We start from the raw sequence: 15,253 nt of genomic DNA, 5'->3' as shown, positions 1-15,253 counted from the left end.
CCCGCGGCTGCCCCGTCTAGTCGAAGAGGGCGCTCAGCCGGGGGAGGCGGGCCGTGGTCTCCTCGGTGTCGTCGAAGTCGAAGTCCCAGGACGGGTCCAGCGCCGGGTAGCTGATCGTGAAGGAGTCCGCCGGGAGTTCCCGGCCCGTCGCGGTCTCGTAGGCGGTCCAGGCGATGGAGAGGGCCTCCTCGTCGGACAGTTCCAGGCCCTCCCGCGCGGCCTCGCGCACCGCGGGGTGGGACGCCAGGGAGTCCGGGTCGGCCAGGGCCGCCTCGAAGGCCTCCTGCCCCTGGGTGAGCAGCCAGCCCCGGAAGTAGTCGAAGCCGTCGTCCGAGCAGCCGCCGTTGATCACGTAGGCCGCGGCCCAGAGGGGATTGCGGTAGGACTCCGCCAGCAGATCCCACAGCACCTGCTGGGCCGCGGCTATCTCCGCCTCCGGGAGGCGTGCGAGCAACACCGCCGCACGCTCCGCCACCAGGTCCTGCGCCGCCTCCGCGCGCGCCGTGTCGATCAGCTTCCAGAAGGTCTGCTTGTCCATGAACAGAGCCTCGCACCCGGGTCTGACATCAGGTGAGGAAGGAGTGGAGAGATCCCGTGAGTGATGTGATGAAGGCGTCCTGGACCTCGGGCGGGAGGAGGTCCAGGGAGAGGTACGGGTTCAGGTCCTCCAGCTCGACCAGGAGCAGTTCGCCCGAGGGCGCGCGGCAGGCGTCCACCCGCTGGATGCCGTGGGAGAGGGTGTTCCACTCGATGAAGGTGCGGGCGAACGCCAGGTCCGCGTCGGTGGGTTCGTAGGTCACCAGCTCCCAGCGGCGGTCCGGGTCCGGGGCGTGGAGCGCGTACTGGAAGGCGTCGTCGACGAAGTAGAAGGACACCTCGTACGCGAAGTCGATGCGGGGCTGGATGAGGATCTCGCCGGCCGGGCCCGTGGGGGTGGCGGTGAAGGTGAGCCCGATGGAGTCCGCGCCCTGCTTGGGCTTGACCGCGTACTGCGGCACGTCCGGCAGTTCCGACAGCCGGGCCGGGTCGTCGACGGTCGGGATGACCGGGTACCCGGCGGCCGTGAGGTCGAGCAGGTACTGCTTGCCCGCCATGTCTCCGCGGCCCGTGAGCGGGTTGTAGACCGGGGTGCCGGAGGCGAGCGCGGCGGCCCGGAAGGAGTCGTAGGCCTCCTGGTAGTGCAGGACCGGACCGCTGTTGCGGACGACCACGGCGTCGAAGCCGGGCAGCAGGCGTTCCGCGTCGCGCGGATGGCACAGGGCCAGCGGGAAGTGCTCGCGCAGCCGGGCGGTGAGGAATGTGTCCTCGTCGCCGTAGCGGCGGCCGCGCGCCGGGTACGCCAGGTCGGTCACGTAGAGCAGGGGCATGACGGCAACCTATCGCGGCCACGGATCAGCGCTGCAGGCCCGGGGACGAGGAGGAGGACCGGGGTGCGGGTGAGACCGTCAGGCGGGCGCCGCGTAGCAGTGCACGCGCACCGTCTGCTCCGGGCTCCACCGCTGCTCCACGGTGGCCAGGCGGCTCCAGCCCAGGCTTTCGTAGAGGGCTGCCGCCGCCGTGTCGGAGGCCAGGACGTCGAGCACGGGATGCAGCGAGCGCTCGCGCGCGTCCCGCGCGGCCCGCTCCAGCAGCAGGGCGCCGGTCCCCCGGCCGCGGGCCCCGGGCGAGACGAACAGCCGGCTGATCACCGCGGTGCGGTCGGCGGGGACACCCGCGCGGCGGCTCCACAGGGCCGGCGCCGCGTCTCCCGCTCCGCTGCGGGACAGGCCGACGTGGCCGGTCACGCGGCCGCCGGATGCCGCCACCCAGGCGGCGAGCAGGGAGGGCGGGTCGAGCCACTGCGCGGGACGGTCGGGCCAGTTCACCGGGTAGCCGTCGTGCGCGTGGACGGCGGCGAGCACCCCGGCGCACGCGTCGAGGTCGGCGGGCTCGCGCCGCCGCAGGCCGTGGTCCGGCGCCGCGTCCCCGGTCACCGGGCGGCCGGGGTCCGGATCCCCAGCATGCGGTCCTTGAGGGCCGGGAACTGGGCGCGGGTGTCGGTGACCTTGTCCGGGTCGAGGTCGACCGTGAGGACGTCCTCGCCGGGTCCCGCCTCGGCCAGGACCTCGCCCCAGGGGTCCACCACCAGGCTGTGCCCGGCCTGTTCGACGCCCGCGTGGGTGCCGGCCAGCCCGCACGCCAGGACGTACGACTGGTCCTCGACCGCCCGCGCCCGGCTGAGCAGGGTCCAGTGCGACCGGCGCCGCGCGGGCCAACCGGCGGCGACGACCATCGTGGTGGCCCCGGCGTCGACCAGGCCGCGGAACAGTTCGGGGAAGCGCAGGTCGTAGCAGGTGGCGATGCCGAGGGTCTGTTCCGGCAGCTCCACCGTGGTCAGGGAGTCGCCCGCCGCCATGAGCACCGCTTCGCCCTGGTCGAAGCCGAACCGGTGGATCTTGCGGTAGGTGGCGGCCAGCTCGCCCTCCGGGGAGAGGACGAGGGTGGTGTTGTAGAGCGAGCCGTCGCCCGCCCGCTCCACGACCGAGCCCGCGTGCAGCCAGACCCCGGCGTCGCGGGCGGCCTCGGACATGGCCGCGTAGGTCGGGCCGTCCAGCGGCTCCGCCTCGGTCTCGAACTGCTCGTACGCGAACGCCCCGACCGTCCACAGTTCGGGCAGCACGACGAGGTCGGAGCCTGCCTGCTCCCGTACGAGCTCGGCCGCGCGGGCACGCCGGGAATCGACCGACTCGCCCTCGTTCACTGCGATTTGAATCAGCGAGGCGCGCACATTACCACCGTCCTGGCATTCCAGCCTTCAACTCGGGCCTACGATCGTCACACGAAAGCACTGCCGGGGTGCTCACCGGCAGCGTAGTTTTGGAAACCGAGTCTGATGTCCAGAGCTTCCAGAACGCGCCACTGAACAGCACCGCGAGGGGTCCCGTTGACCGTCCATCCCAGCCTTCAGCCCTATGCCGACGCGTGGACGCACTCCATCGAGGCAATATCCGAGCTGGTCCTCCCGCTGACGGAGGGCGAGTGGAACCGGGCGACGCCGTGCCCCGGCTGGTCGGTCCGTGACGTCGTCTCGCACATCATCGGGATCGAATGCGAGCAGCTCGGAGACCCGCGGCCGATCCACACCGTGGCCCGGGACCTGCGGCACGTGGTGGACGAGTTCAGCCGGTACATGGAGGTGCAGGTCGACGTACGGCGGCACCACACCGCGCCGGAGATGACCTCGGAGCTCGAGTACACCGTCATCCGGCGGTCGCGGCAGCTGCGGAACGAGAAGCGGGATCCGGCCACGATGGTGCGGGGCCCGCTGGGTGACCAGGTGACGCTGGAGCAGGCGCTGCGGCTGCGGGCGTTCGACGTCTGGATCCACGAGCAGGACCTGCGGGCGGCGCTGGGCGTGCCGGGCAACTGGGACTCACCGGGTGCGTACGTGGCCCGGGACATCCTGCTCTCCGGGCTGCCGAAGGTGGTCGCGAAGCGGGCGGGCGCCCCGGCGAACTCGGCCGTGGTGATCGACGTGCACGGTGCGCTGGAGTTCATGCGGACGGTACGGGTCGACGCCGAGGGGCGGGGGACGGTGGACAAGGCCCCGTCGCTGGGGCCGGCCGTGACGCTCACGCTGGACTGGGAGACGTACGTCCGCCTCGCCGCGGGCCGGGTCCGCGCGCACACCGTCGCCGACCGGGTGAAGATCGAGGGCGACGCGCAGCTGGCCGAGGCCATCCTGGCGGCGTTCGCCGTGACGCCGTAATCGCCGGCCTGTGCCTGCGCGCAAGATCAACAAACTCTGCGCGCACGGCACACACCCGGTGGTCGCCCTTCCCTAGTCTCGACCTCACTGCGCACGTTCGGGCGGGGTGGGACGGGGGTCCGCCCCGCCCGGGGCGCAGGTTTCAGCGCGGTGTTCCGGCCTTGAGCGCGGCCGCGCTGCGGAACTCGGTGGGACTGAGCCCGTAGGCCGCGCGGAAGGCGCGGCTGAAGGCCGGGGCGCTGGTGAAGCACCAGCGGGCCGCGATGTCGTGGACGGGCCGGCCGGCCAGCTCCGGGCGGGCCAGATCGGCGCGGGCGCGCTCCAGGCGACGGCGCCGGACGGCGGCCGAGACGCTCTCACCCTCCTCGCCGAAGAGCACGTGCAGGCTCCGTACGGAGATGCCGTGCGCGGCGGCGATCAGGCCCGGGGTGAGCGCCGGATCCCCGAGGTTGTGCTCGATGAAGGCGTCGATCCGTTCGCGCAGGGCCCGCGCGCGGGCCTCGGCGGGGAGTTCCCCGTAGGCGTCGAGGCGGTGGGCCAGGCAGGCGGCGGCCAGATCGACGGCCACCGAGCCCAGTCGGCGCAGCTCCTGCGGCTCGCATGCGGAGCCGTGCTCGCCGAGCGAGGCGATGAACCCGGCCAGGACGGCCGCCATGCCGCTGTCCGAGGCGATGCGCCGGCCGAGCAGCCGGTCGACCCGGCCCGACCGCAGGGGCAGGACGTCCTTCGGCAGATGGAGGATGACCGACCGGCTCGGGCCGTCCCCGGGGTGGGCGACGGTCTCCTGGGGGCGCGAGGTGTCCCAGAGGATCATGTCGCCGACGCCGAAATCCTCGTCGCCGCCGCTATGGGACATCCACCACCGGCCCCCGGTGATCAGCGCCAGCTGGTACTGCTCCGGGTCCCCGCGCCGGATCAGGGCGGGCGTGCGGCGCGAGCTCAGGGGCGAGTGCGCGAAGGTGGACACCTGGGTGACGCCGAGGTCCAGCATTGCCGCCTCGGCCCGGAAGTCGGCGGACTCCTCGCTCTTGATGGCCGTCGGGATCAGGGCGGAGGCGACGAGTTCGTTGAACCACTCGAATCGGTCCGCCACCGGCACGGTGGCGGCGGACGCTCTGGTCCACATTCCGGCAGATCCCCCTACTGTGGCCCGCGCCCCGACGTCTCCGGAAGGGGACACGCGCGAGAGGCCTGCTCCGGTTGCGGGGCCCGCGGCGCGGGGACCACGGCGCGGCCTCCGGCGGCCTCGCGGGACAGGGCCCGGCCGCGCAGCCGGAGGATCTGCGTGACGCCGAGCGCCTCCAGGACGAACACCGTCGAGAACGCGATGCGGTAGTTGTCGCCGGTGGCGTCCAGGAGGATACCCACCGCCAGCAGGGTGGTCATCGAGGCGATGAAGCCGCCCATGTTCGTGATCCCGGAGGCGGTGCCCTGGCGGTCCGCCGGGTTGGCCGGGCGGGCGAAGTCGAAGCCGATCATCGACGCCGGTCCGCAGGACCCCAGCACCAGGCACAGGGTGATCAGCAGCCACATCGGGGCCCGGTCGCCCGGGTAGACGAGGACCGCCGCCCAGAGCAGGGCCGTCAGGCCCACCGTGCCCAGGGCGAGGGGTATCCGCGAGGACTGGCGGCGGCCGACGATCTGGCCGTAGACGAGGCCCAGCGCCATGTTGGAGGCGACCACCAGCGTGAGCAGGCCGCCCGCGGTGGTCCGGGACAGGCCCTGCGCCTCGACCAGGAACGGCATGCCCCACAGCAGCAGGAAGACCATCGCCGGGAACTGCGTGGTGAAGTGCACCCACAGTCCGAGCCGGGTGCCCGGTTCGCTCCAGGACTCGCGGATCTGGCGGCGGACGAAGCCCCCGCCCGCGCCCCGCGCGACCGGCGGCGCCGCGTGCCCGTCCGGATGGTCGCGCAGGAACAGCACCAGCGGGACCAGGACGACCAGCCCCGCCGCCGCGCTCCCCGCGAAGGCCGGCACCCAGCCGACCCCGTGCAGGACTGGCGCCAGCACCAGCGTGGAGACGAGGTTGCCCGCCATCCCGACCAGCCCCGCCAGCTGCGCCATCAGCGGCCCGCGCCGGGCCGGGAACCACCGGGTGCCGAGCCGCAGCACCGAGATGAAGGTCATGGCGTCGCCGCAGCCCAGCAGGGCCCGGGCGGCCAGCGCCATCTCGTACGAGGGGGACAGCGCGAAGGCGAGCTGTCCGGTGGTGAAGAGGACGGCTCCGAGCGTCAGCACCTTCTTGGTGCCGAGCCGGTCCACCATCAGCCCCACCGGTATCTGCATCCCCGCGTACACCAGGAGCTGGAGCAGCGAGAAGGTCGCCAGCGCCGAGGCGTTGACGTGGAAGCGGTCGGCGGCGTCGAGTCCGGCGACGCCCAGGCTGGTACGGAAGATCACCGCCACGAAGTAGACGGCGACGCCGATGGACCAGACGGCGACGGCCTTCCGCCCGCCCGGAGGATCGAGGGCGCTCACCGGGCGTCCCCGCGCATCAGGGATCCGACCCGGCCCAGGTGCGCCCGTACGCACGCCGCCGCGCGGTCCGCGTCGCCCGCCCGCAGCGCCGTCAGGATCTCGCGGTGCTCGACGAGGTTCTGCGCGACCCGGTCCGGATGGGCGTGCATCACCGCGACGCCCATCCGCAGCTGCCGGTCGCGCAGTTGGTCGTAGAGCCGGGAGAGGATCTGGTTGCCGGCGTGCCGGACGATCTCGGCGTGGAAGCAGCGGTCCTCGACGGCGAAAGCCGCCAGGTCCCCGCTGTCCGCGTGCCGCTCCTGCGCGCGCAGCAGTTCCTCCAGCCGCCCGAGCAGCGCGGCCGGGGCCGGAACGGCCCGCCGTACGGTGAACTCCTCGACCAGCAGCCGGGTTTCGACGACATCCGCGATCTCCTGCACCGACACGGCCAGGACCAGCGCGCCCTTCTTGGGGTAGAGCCGGATCAGCCCCTCGGTCTCCAGGCGCAGCAACGCCTCGCGCACCGGTGTGCGGGAGACGCCCACGGCCTCGGCGACCTCGCCCTCGGTGAGGAGCGTGCCGCCCTCGTACCGGCGGTCGAGAACGCCCTGCTTGATGTGCCGGTAGACGCGGTCGGCGGCGGGTGCGGGTGCTGACATGGGCACAGCATAGATACATGCTGTGTACAGCCGTGTCGTGTCTCAGCATCCAAGACTGCATCGAAGGATGTACCGCGCTTTCGTCCACCCGCACGAGGTACGGAGCCCCGCGCGCCGGGACGCTGAAGTCATGGCCGACACCGACACCCTGACCACCGTCCCGGTGAACCCGACGACCGCCCGGCTCCCCCTCCTCGACGTACTGCGCGGCGCCGCCATCCTCGGCACGCTCATGACCAACGTCTGGATCTTCGCCTCGCCCGGCTCGGAGTGGAGCGTGCTCCAGGGCGGGTTCTCCTCCTCCGACCCTCTCGCCGACCCCTCCGCCGCGACAATCGCCGAGAGCGTCTTCCGCTTCCTCGCGGACGGCAAGTTCCTGGCGCTGCTGACGGTCCTGTTCGGGGTGGGCCTGGCCATCCAGTACGACTCCGCCGCCCGCCGCGGCGAGCCGTGGCCGGGCCGCTACCCGCGGCGCGCCGCCTTCCTCTTCGCCGAGGGCACCGTCCACTTCGTCCTCGTCTTCGCGTGGGACGTGCTGATGGGGTACGCCGTCACCGCCCTCCTCGTCGCCTGGCTGCTCGCCCGCTCCGAGAAGGTCCGCAGGCGCGCCATGTGGACGGCCGCCTCCGTGCACCTGACCCTGGTCTCCCTGGTGACCCTGGCGGCCGTCGCCCGGCCCGGCGACGGCACGCCGAAGGCGCCGGAGGCGGCCGCCGTCGAGCTGTACGCGCAAGGAGGCTACGGCGCCCAGATCGCCTTCCGGCTGGAGCACTTCCTCGCGCTGCGCATCGAGCCCGTCTTCTCCTTCGGCCTGCTGGTGTTCCTCTTCCTCCTCGGCGTCCGGCTGCACCGCGCGGGCGCCTTCGGCCCCACCGGCGCGGGCCGGCGCCTGCGGGCCCGGATGGCGGTCTGGGGCCTCGGCCTCGGACTGCCCCTGAACGCCGCGACCACCCTCGGCGGCGACGCCTTCTTCGTCCTGGGCCGCTACGGGATCGCGCCGCTCGTCGCCGTCGGCTACATCGGCCTGATCGGCGTCGCCCTGGACCGGCTGTGGATCCCGCGACCCGTCACCACCGCCCTCGGCTCGGTCGGCCGCACCGCCCTGACCTGCTACGTCACCCAGAACCTGCTGTGCATGCTGCTCTGCTACGGCTTCGGACTGGGCCTCGCCGGCCGGCTCGCCGGGACCGGCCCCTGGTGGGTGATGGGCCTGTGGGCGGCCGTCGGGCTCGCCCTGTCCGCCGGGTCGTGGCTGTGGCTGCGCCGCTTCGACCGGGGCCCGCTGGAATCCGTACAGCGGTGGGTGCTCAGGTGACCTCCACGTCCAGGACGAACTCGTCGTACGGGGCCTCGTCCGGGTAGGGCGGCCGGATCTGCGCGAACCGGATCCGGGCCCGGCCGCCGCCCGGGGGACGGCCCCGTACGACGTACGTCCGCTCCACCGCCGCCCCCGGAACCGGGAGCTCCTCCTCGGAGGCCGTCGGCGCCTCCGACACCGCCACCACGTCCGCGTCGCCGGTGATCTGCCAGGTCCACACGTACCCGCGCGCCCCGCGCCCGGTCAGCCGCAGCTCGTACGGCTCACCGGGGCTCAGCACGACGCTCCGTACCTCCACGCGCCTCGGTCCTCTCAGCCGGGGCCGATCACCGGCCCTTCGTGCCAGCCGGCACCTCCCCCAGACTCCGTCTGGGAGGTACCCCCACGCCAGTAGTGCTGGAGCAGGCGGTCGGTGCGCAGGACGATCACCTCCAGGTTGAACCCGAAACTGCCCTGGAGCATCCCGGTGACCGCCCGGACGTCGTGCCCGAAGACCGCGCTGCGGCTCCAGTCCGAGCCGCTCGCGTTGCCGCGCCACCAGTGCTCGACGCGCCCGCCGGCGACGGCCACGCACAGCTCGTAGTTACCGGCGGTGTCCTCGTCCACCGCCCCGTACTGCCCCTCGATCAGGCAGGGCGCGGAGGCCGCCCCCTCGCCGAAGACCTCCCCGGCCCGCCAGACGAAGCCGTTCGCGTCGTCCCGCCACCACAGCTGCATCCGGCCGTCGGCGCGGGCGGCGACGAGGTCGAGGCGGCGGGATCGGGTCTGGACGAGGGCGGGGCCGTAGTGGGCGATGCCGGAGGCGAAGCAGCCGCCGTCGTTCCAGGTCCAGGGGGCGCCGTTGATCCGCCACCAGTGGTTCAGGCGGCCGTCCGCGGTCCGCACGACCACCTCGAAGTTGCCCGGCTTGCCGTAATCGCTCTGGATGAACGCCGGGGTCGAGCCGACGGACGCGTCGCCCGGGCCGAAGGCGCCGCCGTCGCGCCACACACCGGCGGACTGCTCGTAGTACCAGTGGCGCAGCCGGCCCCCGGTGGTCACGTGCAGGGACTCCATGTTCCGGTTGTAGGTGGAGCCGGTGAAGGCGGGCGGGCCCGAGGCGTCGTTCGCGAAGGTGCCCGCGCGGGCCCACCCGAAGGGGGCGTCGCCCTCGCGCCACCAGTGCTGGAGACGGCCCCCGCCGGCCCGCGCGAGCAGCTCGAAGTTGCGGTGGGCGCGGCCGTTGCCGCTCTCGTAGACGTTGCCGGTGTGCAGACGGCGCTTGCTCCACGGGTCGATGTTGGTGTCGCGCAGGCCGCACTTGGCCCAGTAGTCGATGTTCACCTCGCCGTAGGCGATCCGGCCGTAGCCGCCGACGTGATAGCCCGTGCCCCAGGAGTTCTTGAACAGCCAGCAGCCGGCCGCGTCGTCGTACCCGACGATCAACACGCAGTGGCCGCCCGCGAGTCGGTCGCCGGTGCGGTGGTAGACCCCGGCGCCGAGGGCGAAGAAGTCGTCGTACACGTCGAAGCAGGCGGTCAGCGGGCCGACGGTGTCCAGCCAGACCTTCTGCTGCTCGACGTCGCCGAGGCGGACGTAGTCGGTGATCCGGACGGTCCGGCCCGAACGGTCCCAGCTGGGCGTGTACTCGGCGCGCCAGGCCTCGCGCCGGGCGGCGGGCAGGCCGGCGGGCGGGGTGCCGTACGGCCAGCAGTCCGGGTCGGCGAGCCCGCCGTTGGTCCTGATCCAGTCCAGGGCCGTCTCGGGGTTCGACCCCTGCCCGCAGGAAAACCTCAGCCCGTCGTGCACGTCTCCCTCGGAGCGCTCGGCCCACACGCAGTGCTCGATGCGGGCCATGGACTCCACCAGCCCGGCGGCGCCGAAGGCCCAGCAGGAACCGCACGGGTTCTGGTCCTTCACCTTGGTGATCCAGGACCGGCCCCAGCGGCTGCGCCAGTCGACGGCCGCGGGCCGGACACCCGCCCGGGTGCCGGGCAGCAGCCCGTGGGCGGCCCGCCGCCGGGTGAGGTGCGGATTGCCGCTCTCGCGCCCGATGAGCGCCCGCAGGTCGGCGGACCGTACCGCCTCGGCGGGGGTCAGGTTCCTCCCGGGCTCCAGACCGAGCGAGGGCCGCGGCACCGGCTCCTCGTCGGCCAGGTGCTCGAGGACCGACCACCGCGCCCCGCGCGCCGCGAGCCGTGCCCGCAACTCCCCCGCTGTCTGGACAGATTCCTCCGGCATGGCGGCCCCCCAGCTGCACCCGTTCGGATCCCCGACGTGGGAGCGTCTCCCCGCGCCCGAACCCCGTCAAGGGGGTCCGCACGGTCGCGCGGAGGCACACGGGGGCTCGCCGGCCGCCGGGCCGGTTTCCGTTACCGGAAACCGTGCAGGGCGTCGCGGATCTGTCGGAGGCTCGGGTATGGGCCGAACTGGCGATCGACGGCTCCGGCTAGGGTTTCCGCATGGGGAACTGGACCGCTCCGAGCGCGATAGAACGAGAGCTGCACGAGACCAGGGCACGCGGCGACTGGGGCGCCTTCTTCGACGTCCTCGCCCTCACCGAACTCTTCATCCCCCAGTCCCGCGCCTACCAGGACGCGCATCCCGACCTGATCCGACGGGAACGCACCTACTTCCCCCAGGTCGGCGCCGAGGCCTACGTCTCCTTCACGGCCGGCATGCTGCCCGTCCCGACCCCCGACCTGGTTTTCGAGAGCGAGTGCCTCGGCTGGTTCGTCGACGCCTTCCCGGCCACCGGCGGGCCCGCGTACCTGGCCGTCAACCCCGGCACCCCCTTCGAGGTCTTCCTCCCCGCCACCCCGGCCCACCGCGCCACATGGGCCTTCCACCACGGCCGGAAACCGCGCTCCACCGGCCTGGAGCGGCACAAGGTCCACGCCCTGCACCTCGGCGGGCCGCTGCACGGGCCCGTCGCCTTCGGGCTGGCCTGCGGAGCGCACCTGTCCGTGAACAACGGCATGTTCTGGAACGCCATCGGCTTTCACGGCCGCGGCTACAGCGCCGAGCGACGGAAGCTCAAGGAATGGTGGGGCATCACCAGCCGCGAGGAGTGGCTGGAGAGCACCGAGCAGCTGCTGACCGCCGACATGGTCAGCTCCGTATGGGAGTTCGCCCTCCGCGTCCGCCGCGCCCTCGAGAAGGAGTTCGCCGGGCCCGTGGACATCGAGCACTGGCGGCACGCCACCGCGTCGATCCTCCGGGCGAACGCCGACCGGGCCGCCGAGCCCCGGATCACCCCCGACGGCGTCACCATGGCCGAGCCGCGCCCGGCCGCCGAGGTCGAGGGCGAGATCGCGGGCATCCAGCGGGTCATCGGCCGCATCGCCCGCTACGAACAGCGCTTCCGGGCCGACGGGCTGCTCGCCGAGGGGAAGTACGTCCGGTCCGTCGAGGCCTGGGACTACGGCCGGGCCTCCCAGATGGCCCGCTGGGGCCTCGGCGCCCGTTACGGCAGCCTCGAGGAGACCGAGGACGCCGTCGTACGGGCCGGCCGGGCCTGCAAGCTCGCCTACCGCTCCTGGGAGGACCTGTCCGCCGGCTTCGTCCTCGGGCGCTGCCTGCACTTCGACGAGGAGGAGTTCGGGCACTGGTACGAGGAGATGGTCGCCACGCACCGCGCGCTGACGACCGATCCGGGCAGCCCGTGGCTCAACCTCCCCTGGACGTGACGAAGACGCATCCGGCTCGGCGCACTCCCGGCGGCCACCCCGGCACGGCATTTAGCCTCTCAGGCATGACTGTTGAGCTGAACGAGACCGTGCGCGGACTGCTGGACGCGCCGCACCCCGCCGTCCTGTCGACCATCAACCCCGACGGAAGTCCGCAGAGTTCCGTGGTCTGGGTGTCCCGCGAGGGCGCCGATCTGCTGATCTCCACCGAGCAGGGCCGTCGCAAGGAGCGCAACATCGTCCGCGACGGGCGGGTCGGCCTGACCGTCTTCGACCTGGCCAATCCCTTCCTCTACGCCGAGATCCGCGGCACGGCCACCGTCGCCGAGGACGCGGGCCGCGCGGTCGCCGTCCGCATCGCCGAGGAGTACCTCGGCCCGGGCGCCGGCAAGGAGTACCAGGACGCCCCGGCCGACAACGTCCGCGTGGTCGTCCGCATCACCCCGACCAAGGTCCTCGGCAACGCCGCCAAGGCCGGGAGCTGAGGCACCCCGGACAGCCGGGAGCCCCGGCCCTCGCAGTGCGCGGGGGCCGGGGCTCCGGTGTGTGCTGCCGCTGTGGCTAGCTCTGGGTGAAGTAGCCGAGCAGGTCGGTGATCACGTGGTTGCTGCCGCCCCAGCTGTTGAAGACGCTGACCTTGCCGTCTCCGACCGGGGTCGTGACGTGGTTCGGAACGGTCAGACCCGGGAGCGTGTTCAGGCTGCTCGCATCCGTACGCGGAGTCCCGAACCCGTGGACGGTCAGGAAGCCGGGGCCGGTGGACTCGGTCGCGGTCACGTTCAGGACCGCACCGACCGCGTTCGCCGGCAGGCCGGCCACGGTGGTGGTCGCGCCCGGGGCGAGCTTGCCGGTCGTACGGGTGTCGGCGAGACGCTTGGGCACGACCGGGGTGAAGAGAGCCTTGCCGTCCTTGCCGTAGTAGCCGACCGCATCGACGACCAGATGGGTGGAACCGGAGTTGGTGAACAGGGTGATGGTGCCGTTCGGCCCGACCGGGACGATCGCCTGGTTCGACTTGTCCTTGCCCGGCTCCACGTTCAGGTTCGACGTCGCCGGACGCTTCGCCGGATCCGGGTAGGCGATCACGTGCGCCTGCTCGGTCGCACCCGTACCCGTCAGGTTCAGCGCAACCGCCGTGGCATCCGCCGGGACGCCGTTCACACCGGCGACCTTCACCGTGCGGGTCTGGCCGGCGCCCAGCGCACCACCGGCAGTACGGGTGTCGACGACGCGGGTCGGGGTCACCGGGCTGAACCGCTCCCCGATGTTCGGCTGGTAGTAACCCACGAAGTCCACGATCAGCGAGGCCCTGCCGGAGTTGAGCTGCGCGGCAACCTTGCCGTCAGCGCCCACCGGGACCGTGACCGTATTGGACGAGGTACCGCCCGCCTTCACATTGACGTTCGAGGTCACCGGACGGGGCTGACCCGACGGCCAGACACTGAGGTGGGTGTCCTCCGTGGCACCCGTGACCGTCACGTTCAGGACCGCCGACGCCATGCTTCCCGAGAGCTCGTGACCCGGTACGGCGAGGCCGACGGGCAGGACCACGGGAGTGGCCACGCCTCCCTGCACGGGCGCGTTGGTGGCACGGGTGTCCAACACCCGGAACGGCGCCGTCGCCACATACCCGGACGCCGCGTAGTCGACCCGGACGTTCCGGCTGACCTTGGACGTGCCGCTCTTCGAGTCGTAGAGGGTGAACGTCACCTTGTAGTCGCCGGGCTGACTGTAGGTGTGCCGGTAGGCGCGGTCCATGTGGTCGCTGTGTTCGGAGGAACCGTCACCGAAGTCCACGTACACGTCCGTCACCGGCCACGGCGCCGCGGTGGCGGGCCGGGGGTCGAACGACATGGTCAGCGGAGCGCCGTTCCCGATCGGGCTGTCCGAGGTCGGCAGGACCGGCGTGGCGGTGAAGCCCGCCGTCAGCGGGCCGGGGGCGGTCACCTTGGTCGTCTGCGGCTCGGCGGAGACCTTCTTCCCCACTCCGTTGACCGCCGTCACATTGACCACGTAGTCGCCCGGCTTGCCGTAGACGTGCTCGGCGGTGGTGTTCTTGGTGACGACCGGGGCCGTCCCGTCACCGAAGTCGTAGTGGTAGGTCAGGGCCGCGGACCACGTGCTGGTCGGGAAGGCCTTGGCCGTCACCGTGGTGCCGGCCGGAGCCCAGAGCGGGTCGAGCTGCATCGAGACGCTGCGCAGGTCGTCCTGGGTCTCGCGGGCACCGCGGTCGATGAAGCCGCCGTCCTTGCCCGTGTTGGGCACGCGCGGGTCGTCCGCGGTCGGGAAGAACCGGTTGTCCGAGGGCAGTACGCCCGGCGCCGTCGAGTCACCGGAGTCGACGGCCATGGAGCCTTGGTCCCCGTGGATGGTGCCGGGGGCGGACGGGGTCACGATGTCGTGCGCGCCCTGCCCGGTCGCGGCCTGGAACGCCGCAGCGGTCTCGTAGGCGGTGCCGGACCAGTTGTAGGCGTTCAGCTGGCTCGTGGCTCCGTCGACCAGCAGGTTGGAGTCGGCGCGCGTACCCGCGGCGGCGCTTTCCGACACCACGATGCCGGCGTGCGCACTGCCGGACGCACAGGGGGTGAAGTCGGCTGGGTAGATCACGTTGTTGAACACCGCGGACCCGGTGGAGGCACCACTGATCGAAAGGGCTGCCACGCAGTCGAGGAGGAAGGTGTTGTTGGTGACCACCGTGCCAGGTGCGTCCACCGCCGTGACCAGCGTCGCGGTGCCGCTGCGGATGAAGTTGCGGCCGAGGAGGGTCCCCCGGGCACCGCCTTCGATCCGGACGCCGTGCACCTCGCTTCGGGTGAGGCGCACGTCGGTGCTCGCGTCGCCGACCACGACGTCGTCGTGGCCCTCCACGTCCATCCAGTCGAGTTCGACATCCGTGGAACCGCCGACCCGGACGGGACCGGTCGTGACCAGCCCGCGGAGCACCACGTGGGAAGCGCCGCTGACGGTCACGGCGCCCTCACCCAGTGACACCCTGGCTGGGAGTCCGATCTCATCACGGCCTTCGGCGACGAGGGTGATCGGCTTGCCGGGCTCACCGGAGCGGTCGACGGTGAGGGCCTCGTCGTACCTCTTGCCCGGCTTGATCTGCACGGTCTGGCCCGGCCGCACGGCCTTGGCCGCCGCCGAGATGGTGCAGTACGGGACGGCCTGCGTACCCGAACCGGAGTCCGAGCAGTTGGAGTCGGCCTGATTGTTGACGTAGAGGCTGGCCGGGGTCTCGGCGGCCGTGGCGGCCGGGGCGCCGAAGAGGGTGACGAGACCCGCGGTGAGCAGGACCGTCGTGCGAGTGGGACGCACCAGGAGGGTTTCCTTCGTGAAGAGGACTGCGTGGAGTCACGAAGGATGCAGCTGCGCCGCACGACTGGCAGGCGTGACGTTC

14 protein-coding genes are annotated in these 15,253 nt (G+C 72.3%); 4 read left to right on the top strand and 10 right to left on the bottom strand.

What is annotated here, in order from left to right:
* Window positions 1-16: 16 nt before the first annotated feature.
* The 4 genes from JIW86_RS21360 to JIW86_RS21345 all read right to left on the bottom strand — a co-directional run bounded on the left by JIW86_RS21360 (window position 17) and on the right by JIW86_RS21345 (window position 2,767).
* Window positions 17-538, bottom strand: a complete 522-nt coding sequence (locus JIW86_RS21360) for a DUF4240 domain-containing protein (protein ID WP_257555472.1) — start codon at window positions 536-538, stop codon at window positions 17-19.
* Between the two features lie 28 nt (window positions 539-566).
* A complete protein-coding gene (locus JIW86_RS21355) occupies window positions 567-1,367 on the bottom strand; it encodes a hypothetical protein (RefSeq protein WP_257555471.1) in 801 nt (266 codons plus the stop codon).
* A gap of 78 nt (window positions 1,368-1,445) precedes the next feature.
* Window positions 1,446-1,973: a GNAT family N-acetyltransferase gene (locus tag JIW86_RS21350; protein WP_374199296.1), complete on the bottom strand. Its 528-nt coding sequence runs from the start codon at window positions 1,971-1,973 to the stop codon at window positions 1,446-1,448.
* A complete protein-coding gene (locus JIW86_RS21345) occupies window positions 1,970-2,767 on the bottom strand; it encodes a carbon-nitrogen family hydrolase (RefSeq protein WP_257555469.1) in 798 nt (265 codons plus the stop codon). Before JIW86_RS21345 ends, JIW86_RS21350 begins: the two co-directional genes overlap by 4 nt.
* A 156-nt stretch (window positions 2,768-2,923) precedes the next feature.
* On the opposite strand from JIW86_RS21345, the gene JIW86_RS21340 reads away from it, so the two are divergent.
* Window positions 2,924-3,748 (top strand): maleylpyruvate isomerase family mycothiol-dependent enzyme, encoded by an 825-nt coding sequence (locus tag JIW86_RS21340; RefSeq protein ID WP_257555468.1) that lies wholly within the window; start codon window positions 2,924-2,926, stop codon window positions 3,746-3,748.
* A gap of 142 nt (window positions 3,749-3,890) precedes the next feature.
* On the opposite strand, the gene JIW86_RS21335 is transcribed toward JIW86_RS21340, so the two are convergent.
* The 3 genes from JIW86_RS21335 to JIW86_RS21325 are packed head-to-tail and all read right to left on the bottom strand — an operon-like array spanning window position 3,891 to window position 6,867.
* Window positions 3,891-4,874 carry a helix-turn-helix domain-containing protein gene (locus JIW86_RS21335; RefSeq protein ID WP_257555467.1) on the bottom strand — a complete coding sequence of 328 codons (984 nt, stop codon included), beginning with the start codon at window positions 4,872-4,874 and terminating at the stop codon, window positions 3,891-3,893.
* Between the two features lie 14 nt (window positions 4,875-4,888).
* A complete protein-coding gene (locus JIW86_RS21330; RefSeq protein ID WP_257555466.1) occupies window positions 4,889-6,229 on the bottom strand; it encodes an MFS transporter in 1,341 nt (446 codons plus the stop codon).
* On the bottom strand, window positions 6,226-6,867 hold the full coding sequence (locus tag JIW86_RS21325) for a GntR family transcriptional regulator (protein ID WP_257555465.1): 642 nt from the start codon (window positions 6,865-6,867) through the stop codon (window positions 6,226-6,228). Before JIW86_RS21325 ends, JIW86_RS21330 begins: the two co-directional genes overlap by 4 nt.
* A 130-nt stretch (window positions 6,868-6,997) precedes the next feature.
* Here JIW86_RS21325 and JIW86_RS21320 point away from each other — a divergent pair, with 130 nt between their 5' ends.
* Window positions 6,998-8,182, top strand: a complete 1,185-nt coding sequence (locus tag JIW86_RS21320) for a DUF418 domain-containing protein (protein WP_257555464.1) — start codon at window positions 6,998-7,000, stop codon at window positions 8,180-8,182.
* On the opposite strand, the gene JIW86_RS21315 is transcribed toward JIW86_RS21320, so the two are convergent.
* A complete protein-coding gene (locus JIW86_RS21315; protein ID WP_257555463.1) occupies window positions 8,175-8,483 on the bottom strand; it encodes a protease inhibitor I42 family protein in 309 nt (102 codons plus the stop codon). The two genes, JIW86_RS21320 and JIW86_RS21315, sit on opposite strands and share 8 nt — an antisense overlap.
* 14 nt (window positions 8,484-8,497) lie before the next feature.
* Window positions 8,498-10,405 (bottom strand): C1 family peptidase, encoded by a 1,908-nt coding sequence (locus JIW86_RS21310; RefSeq protein WP_257555462.1) that lies wholly within the window; start codon window positions 10,403-10,405, stop codon window positions 8,498-8,500.
* A gap of 221 nt (window positions 10,406-10,626) precedes the next feature.
* On the opposite strand from JIW86_RS21310, the gene JIW86_RS21305 reads away from it, so the two are divergent.
* Together JIW86_RS21305 and JIW86_RS21300 are read left to right on the top strand one after the other, a co-directional pair.
* Window positions 10,627-11,853 (top strand): DUF1266 domain-containing protein, encoded by a 1,227-nt coding sequence (locus JIW86_RS21305; RefSeq protein ID WP_257555461.1) that lies wholly within the window; start codon window positions 10,627-10,629, stop codon window positions 11,851-11,853.
* A gap of 65 nt (window positions 11,854-11,918) precedes the next feature.
* Entirely contained in the window at window positions 11,919-12,338 is a 420-nt protein-coding gene (locus JIW86_RS21300) for a PPOX class F420-dependent oxidoreductase (protein WP_257555460.1), read from the top strand.
* A 76-nt stretch (window positions 12,339-12,414) separates the two neighbouring features.
* Here JIW86_RS21300 and JIW86_RS21295 read toward each other — a convergent pair whose 3' ends face one another.
* Complete coding sequence (locus JIW86_RS21295) at window positions 12,415-15,171, bottom strand: PKD domain-containing protein (RefSeq protein WP_257555459.1); 2,757 nt, start codon at window positions 15,169-15,171, stop codon at window positions 12,415-12,417.
* Window positions 15,172-15,253 lie beyond the last annotated feature (82 nt).

It is taken from the genome of Streptomyces sp. NBC_00162 (genome assembly GCF_024611995.1).
In the GTDB taxonomy this organism is placed as follows: domain Bacteria; phylum Actinomycetota; class Actinomycetes; order Streptomycetales; family Streptomycetaceae; genus Streptomyces.
This window is presented reverse-complemented; position numbering and strand designations above follow the sequence as displayed.

Bases quoted from the DNA above. Each gene is read 5' to 3' on its own strand.
- JIW86_RS21360 (WP_257555472.1), bottom strand. From the start codon at position 538: ATGGACAAGCAGACCTTCTGGAAGCTGATCGACACGGCGCGCGCGGAG.
- JIW86_RS21355 (WP_257555471.1), bottom strand. From the start codon at position 1,367: ATGCCCCTGCTCTACGTGACCGACCTGGCGTACCCGGCGCGCGGCCGC.
- JIW86_RS21335 (WP_257555467.1), bottom strand. From the start codon at position 4,874: ATGTGGACCAGAGCGTCCGCCGCCACCGTGCCGGTGGCGGACCGATTC.
- JIW86_RS21325 (WP_257555465.1), bottom strand. From the start codon at position 6,867: ATGTCAGCACCCGCACCCGCCGCCGACCGCGTCTACCGGCACATCAAG.
- JIW86_RS21320 (WP_257555464.1), top strand. From the start codon at position 6,998: ATGGCCGACACCGACACCCTGACCACCGTCCCGGTGAACCCGACGACC.
- JIW86_RS21310 (WP_257555462.1), bottom strand. From the start codon at position 10,405: ATGCCGGAGGAATCTGTCCAGACAGCGGGGGAGTTGCGGGCACGGCTC.
- JIW86_RS21305 (WP_257555461.1), top strand. From the start codon at position 10,627: ATGGGGAACTGGACCGCTCCGAGCGCGATAGAACGAGAGCTGCACGAG.
- JIW86_RS21300 (WP_257555460.1), top strand. From the start codon at position 11,919: ATGACTGTTGAGCTGAACGAGACCGTGCGCGGACTGCTGGACGCGCCG.